The sequence below is a fragment of the Serratia sp. HNCC26DJ206 genome (assembly GCF_057180605.1).
Genome location: NZ_JBXUGP010000024.1, coordinates 41,003 through 59,728, shown reverse-complemented (window position 1 = coordinate 59,728; position 18,726 = coordinate 41,003). Strand labels below are relative to the sequence as shown.

Genomic DNA, 18,726 nt, shown 5'->3' with positions numbered 1-18,726 from the left:
TCAATATAATGTCCACCAATGAAACATAGATGCAACAAAATTGTTTTGCAAGTGTTACTTTTGGTTTGAATATTGGCCACTCCGCTGCTAGATTTAGTCAATATTGAACAAAAAAGGCGATATTTTGGCATAACGGTCATAATTTCGAACACATCAAGGGGATAGTATGGGCAATATATTTAACAGACCAATCATCGGCGTTGTGATGTGCAGGTATAGGTTAAACCAACACCTCACACAGACCTTGCAAGAAAAGTACCTGAATGCGGTTTTGGCCGCCGGCGGGTTACCTGTCGCCTTGCCACACGCGCTGGCAGAGCCGGATATGCTGGAAGAATTACTGCCACACCTCGACGGCATCCTGCTGCCGGGCAGCCCCAGTAATGTGCAGCCGCACCTTTATGGTGAAAACGGCGATGAGCCTGACGCCGATCCTGGGCGAGATGAATTGAGCCTGGCGCTGCTCCGCCTGGCGCTCAACAGGCGCATTCCCCTTTTCGCCATTTGCCGCGGTATGCAGGAAATGGTGGTCGCCACCCAAGGCACCCTGCATCGCCGCCTGTATGAATTACCTGAACTGCTTGAGCACCGGGAAGATCACGATCTGCCGCTGGAACAGCAATATGCTCCCGCGCATGAGGTGATTGTTCAGGATGGTGGCTTGCTGGCGCAGTTGCTGCCGGATTGCAACAAATTCTGGGTGAACTCACTGCACGGCCAAGGGGCTAAAACGCTCGGCCCCAGCGTGCGCATTGAGGCGCATGCCGCCGATGGGCTGGTGGAAGCCATCAGCATCCGCGATCAGCCGTTTGCGCTGGGCGTGCAGTGGCACCCGGAATGGAACAGTGATGAATATGCGCTATCCCGCCTGCTATTTGATGGATTCATTACCGCTTGCCAGAATTATCAGAAGGAAAAACGCCTATGAGCGATGTCAGCTTGGCACCGGGGAAACGCTTGTCGCAGATCCGCCAGCAATTAGGCTTGTCGCAGCGCCGGGTTGCCGAACTGTCTGGATTAACGCACAGCGCTATCAGCACCATTGAACAGGACAAAGTCAGCCCGGCCATCAGTACGCTGCAAAAATTACTGACGGTGTATGGGCTGTCACTATCGGCTTTTTTCGCCGAGCCGGAGCAACCGGATGAACCACGGATCGTCATCAATCATGAAGATCTGATTGAAATCGGCAGCCAAGGGGTTTCGATGAAACTGATCCATAACGGTGACCCCGAGCGCACGCTGGCGATGATGATCGAAACCTATGAACCGGGGACCACCACCGGCGAACGCCTCAAACATCAGGGGGAAGAGATCGGCACTCTGCTGGAAGGTGAAGTCATGCTACAGGTGAATGGGCAGACCTATCACCTGCAAGCAGGCCAGAGCTACACCATCAATACCGGTATTCCCCACAGTTTCAGCAACACGTCGGCACGGGTTTGCCGGATTATCAGCGCCCACACGCCGACCACCTTCTGATTAACGGAGCAAGGTATGGATTTCCACCATCTACAGTATTGGCAACAACGGGCACAGACCCTGAAGATTGAGAACCGGCTGTTTATCAATGGCCGTTACCAACCGGCCGCCGCAGGCGAAACTTTCACCGTGGAAGATCCTGCCGCTCAGCGTGAACTGGTGCAAATGGCGCGCGGCGACCAGGCGGATATCGATCTGGCAGTGCAAGCCGCACGTGAAGTATTCGAACGCGGTGACTGGTCGCAGGCGAGCCCCGGCCAGCGTAAAACCACGCTGCTGAAGCTGGCGGTGCTGATGGAAGAACACCATGAACAGTTGGCGCTGCTGGAAACGCTGGATACCGGTAAACCGATCCGCCACAGCCTGCGTGATGACGTTCCCGGTGCCATTCGCTGCATCCGCTGGTATGCGGAAGCCATTGATAAAGTCTATGGCGAAATCGCCCCCACCGGCAACGATGCGTTGGCGCTGATCCAGCGGGAGCCGATCGGCGTAGTCGGTGCCATAGTGCCCTGGAACTTCCCGCTATTGCTGGCCTGCTGGAAGCTCGGCCCTGCGCTGGCGGCCGGTAACAGCGTGGTGCTGAAACCTTCCGAAAAATCACCGCTGACGGCGGTCTATCTGGGTGCTTTAGCACAACAGGCCGGGCTGCCGGACGGCGTGCTGAATATCGTGCCAGGTTATGGTCATGATGCCGGGAAAGCGCTGGCGCTGCACCATGACGTCGATGCCCTCGCCTTCACCGGCTCCACTCAGGTAGCGAAGCAACTGATGAAATATGCCGGTGAATCCAACATGAAGCGCGTCTGGCTGGAGGCTGGCGGCAAAAGTGCCAACATCATCTTCGCCGACTGCCCGAACCTGGATAAAGCCGCACAGGGTACCGCCGCCGGTATCTTCTACAACCAAGGCCAGGTGTGCATTGCCGGTACGCGTTTGCTGGTGGAAGAAAGCATCCAGCAGGAATTCCTCCAGGCGCTGCGCAAGCATGCAGCGGCCTTCGAGCCCGGTAACCCGCTCGATCCGCAGACCATTATGGGGACGCTGATCGACCATGGCCACTGCGAAAAGGTAGTTGGCTATATTGAGCAGGGGCTGGAGCAAGGAGCCGCTCTGTTCCTTGATGGCCGCGAGCACTCTCAAGGCCACCAGCCAAGCTATCTCGGCCCGACCATTCTTACCCAAGTGGACAACGCCATGAGCGTAGCGCGCGACGAAATTTTCGGCCCGGTGCTGGCAGTAACCACCTTCAACGGTGAACAGCAGGCGCTAGCGCTGGCTAATGACAGCGAATATGGGCTGGGCGCTGCCGTCTGGACGCGCGATCTCTCCCGCGCACACCGCATGGCACGCCAGTTGAAAGCGGGTACTGTGTTCGTTAACAACTACAACGACGGCGATATGACCGTGCCCTTCGGCGGCTACAAGCAAAGTGGCAACGGACGCGACAAGTCACTGCATGCGCTGGATAAATTTACCGAACTGAAAACCACCTGGATTTCTCTGGAATAAGGACCGAATCATGACTGAACACGTAAAGAGTTATTATGCTGCGACGGCCAATCCCCATCAGCCTTATCCGCAGTTGAATGAATCGATCGAATGTGACGTTTGTATCGTTGGTGGCGGCTATACCGGCCTGTCTTCAGCGCTGTTCTTGGTGGAGGCTGGCTTCAACGTGGTGCTGCTGGAATCCGCACGCATTGGTTTCGGTGCCAGCGGCCGCAACGGCGGGCAGTTGGTCAACTCCTACAGCCGCGACATTGATGTGATTGAAGCGCGCTACGGAGCAGAAAGTGCCCGCATGCTGGGCAGCATGATGTTTGAAGGGGCCGACATTATCCGCAGCCGCATCGAACGTTACGCCATTGAATGTGACTATCGCCCTGGCGGTATTTTTGCCGCACTCAACAACAAGCAATACCACGCACTGATCGAGCAGAAACAAAACTGGGAGCGTTACGGCAATACGCAGCTTGAACTGCTGGACAGCGAACGCGTCCGCCAGGAGATCGCCAGCGATCGCTACGTCGGCGCATTGCTCGATCGCAGCGGTGGCCATATTCATCCGCTCAACCTGGCGTTGGGCGAAGCCGAAGCCATTCGCCAACAGGGTGGCCGGATTTTCGAACAATCAGCGGTGACCAACATCCGCCACGGTGAGCCCGCCCTGGTCAGCACCGCCAACGGGCAAGTGACCGCGCGCTATGTCATCGTCGCCGGTAACGCCTATTTGGGTGACAAACTGGAACCTCGTTTAGCCAAGCGCAGTATGCCGTGCGGCACCCAGGTGGTGACGACCGAACCTCTGGCCCCGGAAGTCGCAGCCTCTTTGATCCCGCAAAACTATTGCGTGGAAGACTGTAACTACCTGCTGGATTATTACCGTCTCACCGGTGATAACCGCCTGCTTTACGGCGGTGGCGTGGTTTACGGTGCGCGCGATCCTGACGATATCGATAATCTTATCCGCCCCAAACTGCTGAAAACCTTCCCACAGCTAAAAGGGGTACGCATTGATTATCGCTGGACCGGCAATTTCCTGCTGACGCTGTCGCGCATGCCGCAGTTCGGTCGGTTGGAAAATAATATCTACTATATGCAGGGTTACAGCGGTCACGGCGTGACCTGTACCCACCTGGCGGGCAAGCTGATTGCAGAATTGATGCGCGGCGATGCCGAACGCTTTGACGCCTTTGCCAAATTGCCGCACCTGCCATTCTTTGGCGGACGCAATCTGCAAATCCCGTTCACCGCCATTGGTGCAGCTTACTACACGCTGCGTGATCGGATTGGGGTTTAAGCGCCGGAGAACCTTACATTAGCTTGATTAAACAATCGACAACACGATCAATAATTATTCAAAATTATGATTGCAGGCGATTTCATACGGAAATACTCATCATTATGATGCAATATTGCATCGATATTTTGATGAACTATCGTCTCAAAAAACATATAGTACTGGCAGATGAAAAATCACCGATTTCCCTGGTGTTGTTACACTTGCCCCTCACTTTTGCAGGGGCTTTTTTTCCTTACGTTGCCAGCAAACACTATTCCCTTGAATTTCAGCAGAATCCGGCAAAGTTCACGGTTTCACTCTGTGCATTAAACAATAGTGAGCTATCGATCACCGAACAGAGTACACTGCCTTCACCACACATCTACCCGGTGAAAGATATGTCTCTCCTTGATGCCTTCAAGATGTTTAGTGATACATCATCAGCCAATGTCACTTGCCCAAAATGTTCTAAAGTTTCGCCACAGAACCGCCAGAAACTCAACAAGAACATCACGATGATCTGCCCCCACTGCGGACATTATTTCCGTAAGAACGAGAATTAAAGACATTATTCATAACGTCTTTTGTCAAAATATCTTGCCAGCACTGCCGCTCATCAAGCGTTTTATTCCCTCATATCCCGCTGTTTGCCGCTTTTCACTGACCCCGCAGGCTCAAATCACCGTGGCGCAACTTGCTCCATGTTAAATCCCTAGTTAACCTACGGTGCAGAAGTCAGGATCGCTAAAAGCAGGGCAGTGTTATGAAACATTATATAATCCCCACTCTCCTCGTCATTGCGACGATCCTGAGTATTTTATACATCGCCAATCTGGCTGAATGGTTTATACACTGGTGGGCTAAGCCGGAAATTTTTTGATACTCGATGCGAACAAAAGTAGCCGAACTTCCCTTCTTGGGGGGCTTTGGCTGTACCCAGATGGGATCGTTAGAAACTTCACGCTGTTAAGACCGTTGATTGAATTTAGAACAATGGTGACTTCATCTTTCTACAAAAGTCAGCAAGCACCATGTCAGAATTTCCTGCTGTCACGCTATCTATCTTCCCCGAGAATTTTCTAACCGAGCGTGGAAAAACCTCTTTTTTCTGGTTTTATAAACTGCAAAATACCCAATAAAAAAGAATTAAACTCTGCTGACAATCTTTCAAAACGTTTAACGAGCTCCACCTTATGCAAAACAGCTCCAGATTGTGTCAGCACTCTCGGTTATCCCACATTCTTGCCCGCGCTATTGCACAAATGTCGTCAACCACCTTTACTGATCGTATACCATCTGCCGATGCAAAGAGGCTTTATGAAGATTATTATATGTACCGTTTTAGTCGCCATGCTGGCTGGATGCGTTTCAGCTTCGGTTTCAGGTGGCAGTTCAGGGGTTTCAAGTGCGACGATTGGAATCGGTTCCGGTGTGCGTTTTTGATTGTTGGCGCAACCGCATCCTGGTACAGATTACGTCAGGACGGGGCACTTCCCAAGTTGTAAAAAAACCCCAGACATTGAAGGGGTTGGGTGTTATATTATCAGTAATATTGCAAGCAACGGTTTTACTTACATGCACATCAATACAAAACACAAGCTGTTCATACTGATCTATCTAACAGCGGCTTACGCTGTTGCTATCCCATTAATTTATATGATTATGGGTCTGGTTTTTGGTGGTGCGCTGGCTGATATGTGGAAAGGTGAATATTCATTCTTTGATTTTCTTGAGCAGCGGAAAATAATCTACCTTAAACTTTCTGCTGTCGGAAGTTTGATGGGGTTAGCTTACTGGTTTGCGTTCTACAGGAAATATAGATACTTCGATCCGCTAGATAAATACTTCAAATAATATTCACATTACCCTGATAAAAAAACCGCCGAAGCGGTTTTTTTATATTTGGGTTGTTGGTTCAATACTCACACCCTCTCCGTACCTTATTGCCATTCTATATTTTTTTATTTCATTTTCACGGATAATTAATTCGATTTGCTGTTAGGGCAAATGAACAAGTTGCGTTGTTAAAAACGATCTGCGAAAAGCAAAACGCTCAGATAGACCTGTTGATCGCCGCTATTCATAAAGATGATAAGTAATTTCAGTCCGTTAACCAAAAGTATATCTTCTTAGAACCCGCCATTCGGCGGGTTTTTGCTATCGGTGAATAGGGCGTTACGGGATCAACTGCTCAGGCTGGCAATCATACAGCGCAGCCAGTTTTTCACGAGTACGCTTCTGAGGGCGATCTGACGCCTCCCATTGTGAAACTGTTGATTGTGTTGTGCCGAGCTTCTCCGCAACATCGTACTGAGACAGGTCACGATAGATACGCCAGGCAGCCAGGATAGAAACATCTTGGCTAACCATGATATTGACGACCGCGTTAGGGATAGTCACATCATCATTTTTTGATGGCACATAAGGCACATCTTCCCATTCATCCTTTGCGTTGATCAGGTTTTCGTATTCGTCATATGGCACCACAGCATATTGTGGTTCGCCTTTATCGTTACGGATGATTTGCACGGTCATTTTCGTTTACTCCAGTGTGAACTCAGGCGCAGCGCTCAGGGGAAAGGGCAGGTTTCCCCGCCTTAGTATGTTGTCGATGACCTGCGCTTAACTGCGGTAATCTCGCAGATAACCGGTTCACCCTCAGTGATTTCGAAGATTATTCGGTAGTCCCCGACCCTTAGCCTGTATTGCTTATCAGTCACTTGGAGCTTCTTGATATCTAGCGTTACGGCGGGAAAGGTTTCGAGCTGATTAACCTTCTCACTGATGATTTTGCGGTATCTTATGTCGATTGAAAGCAACTGTTTGAGTGCTTTTTCGTCCACTGAACCGTAGCCATCGTTTCCCCATTTTTGTTGAAGAGCTATCCGCTTTGGATGATTAGATAATAAGTCTTTATCTCAAAAATCTCAATATAAATGCGATTTAAATACGATTTCATCGCAGTTAAACCTTGAACCGTCTAAGTGCGTTTTTTTATACCCGGAGAGAATATGGCAATAAAAGCTTTCACCTGGACCAGAGGGTAGTTACGCACAGCAGGTGTTGGATCCTGCATAAATCACAGATCAGTGATGCCCGTAAAGCAGCAAAAGAGTCGTGGCTGCTCTTCAGCAGTACAGATGACCTCAAACCACGTGAAATCATGAAGTTGTACAGTCGTCGAATGCAGATCGAGCAGAACTTCCGGGATGAGAAAAGCGAACGCTTCGGGTTCGGTCTGCATGCCAGTTACAGTCGTTCAGCGGGAAGAATGCTGGTCCTGAGCCTGCTGGCAACGTTGATCACAATAGTCCTGTGGCTTATTGGCTATCATACTGAAAAAAAAGGACTCCATTTGAGGTGTCAGGCCAACAGCATTAAATCACGGCGTGTTATCTCGTATCTGACGTTAGCGGAGAATGTCTTACGACACTCCCCGCTAATTTTAAGGCGAACGGTGCTGAGCACCGTTCTTAATCACCTCGCCAGAACATACCGAAATATGGTGCTGGTTTATGGGGATCCCTCAGCGCACGCGGCGGGCTGTTAATTAACACTTGCTTTCTTACCAGAGTAAATTAGTTCATTTATAGCAAAATTAATATTAGGAAATCACTACAATGAACATGAAGCATTCATTCACGTCTTTGCTCTGACTTTCTAGTTAAGTAATCATCAAGAATTGCAGACATTATTTTCAACTGTTTTTCTTGACTTTCGTTAATACTCTTTAATTCCATTATTATTTGCTTAGCCATAACTGCATATCTAATTATGAAAAAGATAATAAATGATGAAATTACAAAATATAAAAATGCAACGGCAAACTCACTTGAATCCCCGTAATACATAAAATCCCCTTTCTTTATTTGGTGTGAGAATATCGTAGCAGAGATCAACTGATTGGCAAAACCCTACAAACTTACCTACCTACGCATAGCGTAGTAAGTTAATCAGCCAGAGCCCCCAACTTTCCGGAGAGGACTCGCGCAAAATCACTGCGGCCCCCTCCCATTCCTCAACTGTGACGGTTTTGGTGCGAAATCCCGCCATTGGGGCCGAGGCCAACGCCTTTATTGGATACCATGACATTACCCGGCGCAGAGGATGTCCACGTTAACCCACGATTGGTCGCTGAGGCTGGTGCGATCGCTGGGGTTAACGTGAGACTGGTACCGAGAGCCAAAGAGGTTGTGGCCTTATCCAAAGTCACGCCAGTAACCGGAATGTTTACGGCATAAATCCGCACCGGCTTACCTTTGATGCGCAGCATGTAGGATGTGGGAGGATGAAAATAGCTCACTTTTCATACCGTTTTGCAGGGGTTTTGCAGAAGAATTTTTGTAGGGGAAAAAGATACGGGAGCCATAAGCTCCCGTAATCATTCAGCGCCAAAACACACTTACATGTGTTTAACGATAGCGTCGCCAAACTCTGAACATTTCAGCAGCTTAGCGCCTTCCATCAGGCGTTCGAAGTCATAGGTCACGGTCTTGGCAGCGATAGCGCCTTCCATGCCCTTAACAATCAGGTCAGCCGCTTCGAACCAGCCCATATGACGCAGCATCATCTCAGCGGACAGGATGATGGAACCTGGGTTCACTTTATCTTGGCCAGCGTACTTAGGTGCAGTGCCGTGGGTAGCTTCAAACAGCGCACAGTCGGAACCGATGTTGGCACCAGGGGCGATACCGATACCACCAACCTGAGCGGCCAGGGCGTCAGAAATGTAGTCACCGTTCAGGTTCATACAGGCGATAACGTCGTATTCCGCCGGGCGCAGCAGGATTTGCTGCAAGAATGCATCGGCGATCACGTCTTTAACCACGATCTCTTTGCCCGTGTTCGGGTTCTTGATCTTCAGCCATGGGCCACCGTCGATCAGTTCACCACCAAACTCTTCACGCGCCAGTTCGTAGCCCCAATCTTTGAAGGCACCTTCGGTGAACTTCATGATGTTGCCTTTATGAACCAGGGTCACAGAATCACGGTCGTTGGTGATCGCATATTCGATCGCCGCACGTACCAGGCGTTTAGTGCCTTCTTCAGAACATGGCTTGATGCCAATACCGCACTGCTCTGGGAAGCGAATTTTCTTCACGCCCATTTCGTCGCGCAGGAATTTGATCACTTTATCAGCTTCTGCTGAACCGGCTTTCCATTCGATACCGGCGTAGATGTCTTCGGCGTTTTCACGGAAGATCACCATATCAGTCAGTTCAGGTTGTTTTACCGGGCTTGGCGTGCCCTGGTAGTAACGCACCGGGCGCAGGCACACGTACAGATCGAGCTGCTGGCGCAGGGCAACGTTCAGGGAGCGGATGCCGCCACCAACCGGAGTGGTCAGCGGGCCTTTGATAGCAACGCGGTAGTCACGGATAAGACTCAGTGTTTCGTCCGGCAGCCACACGTCTTTCCCATAAACGTGGGTGGATTTCTCACCAGTGTAAATCTCCATCCAGGAGATTTTACGTTCGCCGTGGTAGGCTTTTTTTACTGCTGCATCAACCACGTGAATCATAGCAGGGGTAACATCGACACCGATACCGTCACCTTCGATGAACGGGATGATCGGGTTAGGCGGAACAACCAGTTTACCCTGGGCATCAACCGTAATCTTTTTACCTTCTGCCGGAACAACTACTTTGCTTTCCATCAACCTCTCCTTCATTCTTCAAGCGCAATTTTTGTTAATGCTTTGTAAGATGCGTGTCAATACTACTTGAATATTCAGTCCGCGCCAATCCGAAACGGATTCGGTTATAATGCGCCTATCATCCGTAATATCAACGACTATGAATAAATTCCCTGTTAAAAATCACCAAGTTAAACGATTCAGCCCAGCTAAACCCGCCGCTCGCGCAGCGCCGCAGGGGCCGCGTCGAATCGTGTTATTCAACAAACCTTTTGATGTATTGCCGCAGTTTACCGACGAAGCCGGGCGTACCACGCTGAAAGCGTTCATTCCCTTTACCGACGTCTATGCGGCCGGACGCCTCGATCGCGACAGCGAAGGGTTACTGGTGCTTACCAATGACGGCAAGTTGCAGGCACAGCTGACACAACCGGGTAAACGTACCGGTAAAGTGTATTACGTGCAGGTCGAAGGCGAACCGCAGGACAGCGATTTGGCGCAATTGCGCACAGGCGTGACGTTAAAAGATGGCCCAACGTTGCCCGCTGGCGTGGAGCTTGTGGAGGAACCTCAGTGGTTATGGCCACGCAACCCGCCAATCCGCGAGCGCAAATCCATATCGACCTGCTGGTTGAAAATCACCTTGTATGAAGGCCGTAACCGCCAGGTGCGACGCATGACGGCGCATATCGGCTTCCCTACCCTACGCTTGATTCGCTACAGTATGGGAAACCTTTCCTTGGGTACATTGCAACCCGGTGAATGGCAATCTCTTGATTCGCTGTAACCGCTAGAGGAACCACCATGTTCAAGCCACACGTTACCGTTGCCTGCGTGGTTCATGCCGCCGGTAAATTTTTGATCGTCGAAGAAACCATCAATCACAAAGCCTTGTGGAATCAGCCGGCAGGTCATTTGGAGGCGGATGAAACGCTGATCCAGGCCGCCGAGCGCGAGCTGTGGGAAGAAACGGGCATTCGCGCCACACCGCAGGCGTTCCTGCGCATGCATCAGTGGATCGCGCCGGACAGCACGCCGTTTCTGCGCTTCAGCTTTGTGATTGAACTGGAAAGCCCGTTGCCCACCGAGCCGCACGACAGCGATATCGATCGTTGCCTGTGGCTGACCGCCGAAGAGATTTTCTCCGCCAGCAACCTGCGTTCCCCGCTGGTTGCCGAGAGCATTCGCTGTTATCAGCAGCCGGAGCGTTATCCTTTATCACTGGTCGCCAGCTTCAACTGGCCATTTTGACGGCATAGACAACATATAAGTGCCGTGCGCGCAGGCGGCCAACATGGTAAAGTACTGCGCTTGTTTTTTATCACACAGTCATGTGTTCAAGTTCGTGAGATCCCCATGTCAGACAACAGCCAGAAAAAAGTAATCGTCGGGATGTCCGGCGGTGTCGACTCTTCCGTTACTGCCTATCTGTTACAGCAACAGGGCTATCAGGTCGCTGGGCTGTTTATGAAGAACTGGGAAGAGGACGATGACGAGGAATACTGTTCAGCCGCCACCGATTTGGCCGATGCGCAAGCGGTTTGCGACAAACTTGGCATTGAGCTGCACACGGTGAACTTCGCCGCCGAATACTGGGATAACGTGTTCGAACTGTTCCTCGAAGAATATAAAGCGGGTCGCACGCCAAACCCGGACATCCTGTGTAATAAAGAGATCAAATTCAAAGCGTTCCTGGAATTTGCCGCAGAAGATCTGGGGGCAGATTACATCGCTACCGGCCACTATGTGCGCCGCCAGGACGTTGACGGTAAAAGCCGCCTGCTGCGCGGCATCGATGGCAACAAAGACCAGAGCTATTTCCTCTATACCCTCAGCCACAAGCAGGTCGCACAAAGCCTGTTTCCGGTGGGTGAGCTGGAAAAACCGGAAGTTCGCCGCATCGCGGAACAACTGGAGCTGGTCACCGCCAAGAAAAAAGATTCCACCGGTATCTGTTTTATTGGCGAACGTAAATTCCGCGACTTCCTCGGCCGCTACCTGCCTGCGCAACCCGGCCCGATCGTCAGCGTTGACGGCCAGACCATCGGTGAACACCAGGGGTTGATGTATCACACCCTCGGCCAGCGTAAAGGGCTGGGCATTGGCGGGATGAAAGACAGCAGCGAAGACCCGTGGTATGTGGTGGATAAAGACGTTGCCAACAATATTCTGATCGTTGCCCAGGGCCACGATCATCCGCGCCTGATGTCCACTGGCCTGATCGCACAACAGCTGCACTGGGTCGATCGTCAGCCACTGACGGCAACCCTGCGTTGCACGGTGAAAACCCGTTATCGCCAGCAAGACATTCCTTGCACCGTAACACCGATCGACGCAGAGCGTATTGAAGTACGCTTCGACGAACCGGTGGCTGCCGTGACCCCAGGCCAATCCGCCGTGTTCTATCTCGGCGATATTTGCCTGGGCGGCGGCATTATCGAACAACGCTTACAGGAGTAATCGTGGCGAAGAATTATTACGACATCACGTTGGCAATGGCTGGAATCAGCCAGTCAGCGCGCTTGGTACAGCAACTGGCGCACGAAGGGCAAGCCGATCGCGAAGCGTTTCACACTTCGCTGAGCAGCCTGTTGCAGATGGATCCCCCTTCTACGCTGGCGGTATTCGGTGGCGAAGAGCGTAACCTGAAAATGGGCCTTGAGACGCTAATGGGCGTGCTCAATGCCAACAATAAAGGCCCGGCTGCCGAGCTAACCCGTTACACCATCAGCCTGATGGTGCTGGAGCGTAAGCTGAATGCCAACAAATCGGCGATGAATACCCTCGGCGATCGCCTGAGCCAGTTAGAGCGCCAACTGGCGCATTTTGAGCTGGAGTCAGACACCATTATCAGCGCGTTGGCCGGTATTTATGTCGACGTGGTTGCACCGCTGGGGCCGCGTATTCAGGTGACCGGCTCACCGGCTATCCTGCAAAATTCGCAGGTGCAGGCCAAGGTGCGCGCCACGCTGCTCGCAGGCATTCGTGCTGCGGTGCTGTGGCAACAGGTTGGCGGCAGCCGCCTGCAATTAATGTTTTCCCGTAATCGTCTGTTCAAACAGGCGCAAAATATCGTTGCTCATTGTTAATCGATCCCAGGAGTTGCTACCGATGGAATTATCCTCACTGACCGCCGTTTCCCCCGTTGACGGACGCTACGGTGATAAAGTCAGCGCACTGCGCACCATTTTCAGCGAATACGGTTTGCTGAAATTCCGCGTGCAGGTTGAAGTACGTTGGCTGCAAAAACTGGCTGCCTGCACACAAATCAAGGAAGTTCCGGCTTTTGATGCCGACGCAAACGCTTACCTTGATAAAATCGTCGCAGAGTTCAGCGAACAAGACGCACAGCGCATTAAAACCATTGAACGCACCACTAATCACGACGTGAAAGCGGTTGAATACTTCCTGAAAGAAAAGGTGGAAGCCGTCCCTGCCCTACAGGCGGTATCGGAGTTTATCCACTTCGCCTGTACGTCAGAGGACATCAACAACCTGTCACACGCGCTGATGCTGCAAACGGCACGTCAGGACGTGGTGCTGCCGTTCTGGCGCAAAATCATTGATGCACTCAAAGGGCTGGCGCTGGAATACCGCGATATTCCGCTGCTGTCCCGCACCCATGGCCAGCCAGCGACCCCTTCCACCGTCGGTAAAGAGTTCGCCAACGTGGCTTACCGTATGGAGCGCCAGTTCCGTCAGTTGGAACGCGTTGAGATCCTCGGGAAAATCAACGGTGCCGTAGGCAACTACAACGCCCACATCGTGGCTTACCCGGAAGTGGACTGGCACCATTTCAGCGAGGAGTTTGTCACTTCGCTGGGCATTACCTGGAATCCGTACACTACTCAGATCGAACCGCACGACTATATCGCCGAGCTGTTCGACTGCATCGCGCGTTTCAACACTATTCTGATCGACTTTGACCGTGATATCTGGGGTTACATCGCCCTCAATCACTTCAAGCAGAAAACCATTGCCGGTGAAATTGGTTCCTCCACCATGCCGCACAAAGTTAACCCGATCGACTTCGAGAACTCCGAAGGCAATCTGGGCCTGGCTAATGCCGTGCTGGGCCACCTGGCGAGCAAATTGCCGGTTTCCCGCTGGCAGCGCGATCTGACCGACTCCACCGTGCTGCGCAACCTGGGCGTCGGCCTGGGTTATGCACTGATCGCCTATCAGGCCACCTTGAAGGGCATCAGCAAGCTGGAAGTGAATCAGGCGCACCTGCTGGACGAACTGGATCACAACTGGGAAGTGCTGGCTGAGCCAATCCAGACGGTGATGCGCCGTTACGGCATCGAAAAGCCCTACGAGAAGCTGAAAGAGCTGACCCGTGGCAAGCGCGTGGATGCGGCCGGGATGCAGGCGTTTATCGACAGCCTGGAACTGCCGGAAGAAGAGAAAACCCGCCTGAAAGCCATGACCCCCGCCAATTACATTGGCCGTGCCACCAGCATGGTTGATGAGCTGAAATAAGCTCGCGGCAAGACTAATGAGGCGGCTTTTCAGTCGCCTCAATTTTTTACGACATAAACGCCTGCAACCGCTGTTTCTGTTGCCCGTCGGCGGTAAAATTACTCTCATCCAGCCACTGCTCGAACGCGGTACGCACTGCGGGCCAGCGATCTTCGGTCATTGCAAACCAGTCGGTATCACGGCTGCGCCCTTTGGTCACCAGGGCTTTCATAAATCGCCCCTCATAGCTGAAACCGAAACGCAGCGCCGCCTGCCGGGATGGCTCATTCAGGCTGTCACACTTCCATTCACAGCGGCGATAACCCAATTCGTCAAAGGTGTAGCGCAACATCAGGTAAATCGCCTCAGTGGCACAAGAACGCTGCTTCATCAGCGGTGACCAGTTGACGTGGCCAATCTCCAACACGCCGATCGCCTCTTCAATGCGCATAAAAGCCACCGTTCCTACCGGCAATTGATTATGCGAGTCGATCACCACCAGATTCGCCAGACCCGTATTGGCTTCGAGCTTTGCCAAATGTGCACGCATTTCCGGCAAGCTTTCGGGCCGTTCGCCCATAAGATAGGTCCAATCGCGGCCATCCGCTGCTTGCTGGTACGCATTGAATAGCGCGGTAAAATCTCGCTCGGCGTCTAACGCTACGAGGTGGCAAAACTTACCGGTTAGGGTTGCACCGGTCGGCCGTATCCGCGGTTGCCACTGCGGTAATGGATCCCCCACCGGCTGACCGTATTGATTTATCACCATAAACATCTTCCATCTGATTGCTGCAAATTTGATTATGTTGGGTTCGAAAGCAACCCCTTCGTTTAAGTTTGGTTTACCTTTGTCTCTATGCTGTTTATCCTGCGTTTATTACCTACTGCCGATAATTGCTGCATCCCATTGTGTGATAACACGGATTTTCCAGCACCCGCCTGCGGCATCAACGGGTTATACCTACCATAACTTAGCGCGCTCTGGGTAGTCGGAACTTCACCCGCGTATTTACAGGAGTCTGTCCCATGCGAGTACTGGTTGTTGAAGATAATGGTCTATTGCGCCACCACCTTTCCGTGCAGATGCGCGAAATGGGGCATCAGGTGGATGCGGCGGAAGACGCCAAAGAGGCTGATTATTTTTTGCAGGAACATGCGCCTGATATCGCCATCGTCGATCTCGGCCTGCCAGGGGAAGACGGCCTGAGCCTGATCCGCCGCTGGCGCGCCCACCAGATGAATTTGCCCATTCTGGTGCTGACCGCCCGTGAAAGCTGGCAGGATAAAGTCGCCGTGCTGGAAGCCGGTGCCGATGATTACGTCACCAAACCATTCCACTTGGAAGAAGTGATCGCCCGTATGCAAGCGCTGATGCGCCGCAACAGTGGCCTGGCCTCACAGGTGATCGTCCTGCCGCCCTTCCAGATCGACCTTTCGCGCCGCGAGTTAAGCGTTAACGAACAGCAAATCAAGCTGACGGCGTTTGAGTACACCATCATCGAAACCCTGATCCGTAACGCGGGCAAAGTGGTGAGCAAAGATTCGCTGATGCTGCAACTTTACCCAGATGCCGAGCTGCGCGAGAGCCACACCATTGACGTACTGATGGGCCGCCTGCGCAAAAAACTGCAAGCGGAATATCCACAGGAAGTGATCACGACCGTGCGTGGTCAGGGCTATCGCTTTGATGCTAAGTGAACATCATGTTCAAAAAGGATAAAAAACCCTTCTCGCTGCGCGCCCGTTTTCTGATGGCCACCGCCGGGGTGATCCTGGCGCTGTCGTTATCCTATGGGCTGGTGGCGGTAGTGGGCTATATCGTCAGCTTCGATAAAACCGCTTTCCGCCTGCTGCGCGGTGAGAGCAACCTGTTTTTCAGCCTGGCGCAATGGAAAGACCAGAAGCTGACCATCGCCATTCCGCCCGATCTCGACCTCAACTCCCCGACGCTGGTGTTTATCTATGACGATAAAGGCAACCTGCTGTGGAGCCAACGCCAAGTACCCAAACTAGAAAAGCTGATCCAGAAAAGCTGGCTGGAAGAGTCGGGTTTTTATGAGATTGATACCGATACCCGCATCAGTAGTGAAGTGTTAGGCAATAACCCTAAAGCCCAGGATCAACTGAAAGATTACGATGACGCCGATCAGAACGCCCTGACTCACTCGGTGGCCGTCAATACCTACGCCGCCACCTCGCGCCTGCCCGCGTTGACCATTGTGGTGGTAGACAGTATCCCCCAGGAGCTACAGCGTTCAGACGTGGTATGGGAATGGTTCAGCTACGTCTTGCTGGCTAATCTGTTGTTGGTGGTGCCACTGCTGTGGCTGGCGGCCTATTGGAGCCTACGGCCCATCAAGGCGCTGGTGAGCCAGGTCGGTCAGTTGGAGAATGGCGAGCGCGAACAGTTGGATGAAAACCTCCCCAGTGAACTGCGCGGGCTGGTACGTAACCTCAATATTCTGCTGCGCAATGAACGGCAGCGTTACACCAAATATCGCACCACGCTGTCAGACCTGACCCACAGCTTGAAAACCCCGCTGGCGGTGCTGCAAACCACGCTGCGCTCGCTGCGTTCCGGCAAGCAGACCACCATCGAAGAAGCGGAGCCGATCATGCTTGATCAGATCGGCCGTATTTCACAGCAGATTGGTTATTATCTGCACCGGGCCAGCATTAATTCGGGTCAAACCGTGCTGACGCGCGAGATCCATTCGGTCTCAGCCCTGCTCGACAGCCTTGCTCTGGCGCTGAATAAGGTCTACCAACGCAAAGGGGTGGTGATCACCCTGGATATCTCGCCTGAAGTGACTTTTATGGGCGAGAAAAACGACTTTATGGAAGTGATGGGCAACGTACTGGAAAACGCCTGTAAATACTGCTTGGAGTTTGTGGAGATCACGTCGCTGCATTCCGACAAATACCTGACCATTGTGATTGATGACGATGGTCCTGGCATCCCTGAGAGCAAACGTGAGCTGATCTTCCAGCGCGGTCAACGCGTCGATACCCTGCGCCCTGGTCAGGGCCTGGGTTTATCGGTAGCCGCCGAGATTATCGAACAGTATGACGGCCACATTACCATCAGCGACAGCCCGCTGGGTGGGGCTCGCATGGAGGTGACCTTCGCCCGCCAGCATGACTCCCACCATCACGAGTAAATTCTGTCGTTCAGGCCCCGATCCATGGGGCCTAACTTCCGTTATAATCCCCCCAAGCTCACTCAATCCTGGAATAGAACATGGATTATCAATTAGATCTGGACTGGAACGACTTTTTACAACGTTACTGGCAAAAACGCCCGGTGATCCTGAAGCGCGGCTTCAAAAATTTTATCGATCCGATCTCCCCGGATGAGTTGGCCGGACTCGCAATGGAAAACGAAGTAGACAGCCGCTTGGTCAGCCACCAGGATGGCCGTTGGCAGGTTGCACATGGCCCCTTCGAAAGCTTCGACCATCTGGGGGAAACCAACTGGTCGTTGCTGGTACAGGCGGTCGATCACTGGCATGAGCCTTCCAGTGCGCTGATGCGCCCGTTCCGCAAGCTGCCGGACTGGCGTATGGACGATCTGATGATTTCGTTCTCTGTGCCAGGCGGTGGCGTAGGCCCGCATCTTGATCAATACGACGTCTTCATTATTCAGGGCACTGGCCGTCGTCGCTGGCGCGTGGGTGAAAAAGTGCCGATGAAGCAGCACAACCCGCATCCAGATCTGCTACAGGTTGAACCCTTCGATGCCATCATCGATGAAGAGATGGAGCCGGGCGATATTCTGTATATCCCACCGGGCTTCCCACACGAAGGCTATTCGCAGGAAAACTCGCTCAACTACTCCGTAGGTTTCCGCGCCCCAAATGGCCGTGAACTGGTCAGCGGCTTTGCCGATTACGTACTGGCACGAGATCTGGGCAGCCAGCGCTACAGCGATCCAGACATAACTCTGCGCGATCATCCGGCCAACGTCTTGCCGCAAGAGGTGGATGCGCTGCGTCAGATGATGCTGGATCTGGTGCAACAGCCGGAACATTTCCAGCACTGGTTTGGTGAGTTTATTTCGCAATCGCGCCACGAGTTGGACATTGCGCCACCGGAGCCGCCGTATCAAGCTGGGGAGATCTACGAACTGCTGCAACAGGGCGAAGCATTACAACGCTTGGGTGGCCTGCGCGTGCTGCGCATTGGCGAACAGTGCTTTGTTAACGGTGAACTGATTGATACCCAGCACCTACAGGCGGCGGATGCGCTGTGCCAACATTTCAGCGTTGATGCAACCCTGCTGGGCGACGCGGTGAACGATCCTTCCTTCCTCGCCCTGCTGACCACGCTGATCAACAGCGGTTACTGGTATTTTAACGACTAA

General features: G+C 52.5%; 22 protein-coding genes and 1 pseudogene. 16 read left to right on the top strand and 7 right to left on the bottom strand.

The features are described from left to right. Positions 1-166 precede the first annotated feature (166 nt). The 7 genes from puuD to AC2A1E_RS16690 all read left to right on the top strand — a co-directional run bounded on the left by puuD (position 167) and on the right by AC2A1E_RS16690 (position 6,366). Complete coding sequence (gene puuD / locus AC2A1E_RS16720) at positions 167-928, top strand: gamma-glutamyl-gamma-aminobutyrate hydrolase (RefSeq protein ID WP_484384679.1); 762 nt, start codon at positions 167-169, stop codon at positions 926-928. Beyond that, on the top strand, positions 925-1,482 hold the full coding sequence (puuR, locus tag AC2A1E_RS16715) for an HTH-type transcriptional regulator PuuR (protein ID WP_459398699.1): 558 nt from the start codon (positions 925-927) through the stop codon (positions 1,480-1,482). Before puuD ends, puuR begins: the two co-directional genes overlap by 4 nt. 15 nt (positions 1,483-1,497) lie before the next feature. Then, entirely contained in the window at positions 1,498-2,994 is a 1,497-nt protein-coding gene (gene puuC, locus AC2A1E_RS16710; RefSeq protein WP_484384678.1) for an aldehyde dehydrogenase PuuC, read from the top strand. A gap of 10 nt (positions 2,995-3,004) precedes the next feature. Then, on the top strand, positions 3,005-4,285 hold the full coding sequence (locus AC2A1E_RS16705) for an NAD(P)/FAD-dependent oxidoreductase (RefSeq protein WP_484384677.1): 1,281 nt from the start codon (positions 3,005-3,007) through the stop codon (positions 4,283-4,285). Between the two features lie 131 nt (positions 4,286-4,416). Then, entirely contained in the window at positions 4,417-4,830 is a 414-nt protein-coding gene (locus AC2A1E_RS16700; RefSeq protein WP_484384676.1) for a YnfU family zinc-binding protein, read from the top strand. A gap of 880 nt (positions 4,831-5,710) precedes the next feature. Next, positions 5,711-6,121: a hypothetical protein gene (locus AC2A1E_RS16695; RefSeq protein ID WP_484384675.1), complete on the top strand. Its 411-nt coding sequence runs from the start codon at positions 5,711-5,713 to the stop codon at positions 6,119-6,121. Positions 6,122-6,252: 131 nt separating this feature from the next. Continuing rightward, the gene (locus AC2A1E_RS16690) at positions 6,253-6,366 is read left to right on the top strand and encodes a YebO family protein (RefSeq protein WP_484384708.1); all 114 of its coding nucleotides are present in this window, start codon (positions 6,253-6,255) and stop codon (positions 6,364-6,366) included. A 76-nt stretch (positions 6,367-6,442) separates the two neighbouring features. Here the strand turns inward: AC2A1E_RS16690 and AC2A1E_RS16685 are convergent, their stop codons facing one another. Both AC2A1E_RS16685 and AC2A1E_RS16680 read right to left on the bottom strand, forming a co-directional pair. Then, positions 6,443-6,802 carry a helix-turn-helix domain-containing protein gene (locus AC2A1E_RS16685; protein ID WP_484384674.1) on the bottom strand — a complete coding sequence of 120 codons (360 nt, stop codon included), beginning with the start codon at positions 6,800-6,802 and terminating at the stop codon, positions 6,443-6,445. A gap of 62 nt (positions 6,803-6,864) precedes the next feature. Beyond that, complete coding sequence (locus tag AC2A1E_RS16680) at positions 6,865-7,110, bottom strand: type II toxin-antitoxin system RelE family toxin (RefSeq protein WP_484384673.1); 246 nt, start codon at positions 7,108-7,110, stop codon at positions 6,865-6,867. 257 nt (positions 7,111-7,367) lie between these two features. Between AC2A1E_RS16680 and AC2A1E_RS16675 the strand changes: the two are divergent. Beyond that, positions 7,368-7,817 (top strand): annotated as a pseudogene (locus AC2A1E_RS16675) (transposase); the annotation flags it as partial. Between the two features lie 85 nt (positions 7,818-7,902). Here the strand turns inward: AC2A1E_RS16675 and AC2A1E_RS16670 are convergent. The 4 genes from AC2A1E_RS16670 to icd all read right to left on the bottom strand — a co-directional run bounded on the left by AC2A1E_RS16670 (position 7,903) and on the right by icd (position 9,923). Next, positions 7,903-8,118: a hypothetical protein gene (locus AC2A1E_RS16670; RefSeq protein ID WP_484384672.1), complete on the bottom strand. Its 216-nt coding sequence runs from the start codon at positions 8,116-8,118 to the stop codon at positions 7,903-7,905. Between the two features lie 79 nt (positions 8,119-8,197). Continuing rightward, positions 8,198-8,359: a phage tail assembly chaperone gene (locus tag AC2A1E_RS16665; RefSeq protein WP_484384671.1), complete on the bottom strand. Its 162-nt coding sequence runs from the start codon at positions 8,357-8,359 to the stop codon at positions 8,198-8,200. Then, entirely contained in the window at positions 8,286-8,540 is a 255-nt protein-coding gene (locus tag AC2A1E_RS16660; protein ID WP_484384707.1) for an Ig-like domain-containing protein, read from the bottom strand. Before AC2A1E_RS16660 ends, AC2A1E_RS16665 begins: the two co-directional genes overlap by 74 nt. 129 nt (positions 8,541-8,669) lie before the next feature. Then, the gene (icd, locus tag AC2A1E_RS16655) at positions 8,670-9,923 is read right to left on the bottom strand and encodes an NADP-dependent isocitrate dehydrogenase (protein ID WP_459398757.1); all 1,254 of its coding nucleotides are present in this window, start codon (positions 9,921-9,923) and stop codon (positions 8,670-8,672) included. A 139-nt stretch (positions 9,924-10,062) separates the two neighbouring features. On the opposite strand from icd, the gene rluE reads away from it, so the two are divergent. The 5 genes from rluE (at position 10,063) to purB (ending at position 14,384) form a co-directional block, all read left to right on the top strand. Next, entirely contained in the window at positions 10,063-10,689 is a 627-nt protein-coding gene (gene rluE, locus AC2A1E_RS16650; RefSeq protein ID WP_484384670.1) for a 23S rRNA pseudouridine(2457) synthase RluE, read from the top strand. A gap of 17 nt (positions 10,690-10,706) precedes the next feature. Next, positions 10,707-11,153, top strand: coding sequence for an NUDIX hydrolase (locus AC2A1E_RS16645; RefSeq protein ID WP_484384669.1), 447 nt, complete (start codon positions 10,707-10,709; stop codon positions 11,151-11,153). Positions 11,154-11,258: 105 nt separating this feature from the next. Continuing rightward, positions 11,259-12,362: a tRNA 2-thiouridine(34) synthase MnmA gene (gene mnmA / locus AC2A1E_RS16640; RefSeq protein ID WP_484384668.1), complete on the top strand. Its 1,104-nt coding sequence runs from the start codon at positions 11,259-11,261 to the stop codon at positions 12,360-12,362. Between the two features lie 2 nt (positions 12,363-12,364). After that, positions 12,365-12,991 carry a high frequency lysogenization protein HflD gene (gene hflD / locus AC2A1E_RS16635; protein ID WP_484384667.1) on the top strand — a complete coding sequence of 209 codons (627 nt, stop codon included), beginning with the start codon at positions 12,365-12,367 and terminating at the stop codon, positions 12,989-12,991. 22 nt (positions 12,992-13,013) lie between these two features. Beyond that, a complete protein-coding gene (gene purB / locus AC2A1E_RS16630) occupies positions 13,014-14,384 on the top strand; it encodes an adenylosuccinate lyase (RefSeq protein ID WP_484384666.1) in 1,371 nt (456 codons plus the stop codon). A gap of 46 nt (positions 14,385-14,430) precedes the next feature. On the opposite strand, the gene AC2A1E_RS16625 is transcribed toward purB, so the two are convergent. Further along, positions 14,431-15,132, bottom strand: coding sequence for a GNAT family N-acetyltransferase (locus tag AC2A1E_RS16625; protein ID WP_484384665.1), 702 nt, complete (start codon positions 15,130-15,132; stop codon positions 14,431-14,433). Positions 15,133-15,389: 257 nt separating this feature from the next. Between AC2A1E_RS16625 and phoP the strand changes: the two genes are divergently transcribed. The 3 genes from phoP (at position 15,390) to AC2A1E_RS16610 (ending at position 18,726) form a co-directional block, all read left to right on the top strand. Continuing rightward, a complete protein-coding gene (gene phoP, locus AC2A1E_RS16620) occupies positions 15,390-16,061 on the top strand; it encodes a two-component system response regulator PhoP (RefSeq protein ID WP_459398764.1) in 672 nt (223 codons plus the stop codon). A 5-nt stretch (positions 16,062-16,066) separates the two neighbouring features. Further along, positions 16,067-17,524 (top strand): two-component system sensor histidine kinase PhoQ, encoded by a 1,458-nt coding sequence (phoQ, locus tag AC2A1E_RS16615; RefSeq protein ID WP_484384664.1) that lies wholly within the window; start codon positions 16,067-16,069, stop codon positions 17,522-17,524. Positions 17,525-17,604: 80 nt separating this feature from the next. Next, on the top strand, positions 17,605-18,726 hold the full coding sequence (locus tag AC2A1E_RS16610) for a ribosomal protein uL16 3-hydroxylase (RefSeq protein ID WP_484384663.1): 1,122 nt from the start codon (positions 17,605-17,607) through the stop codon (positions 18,724-18,726).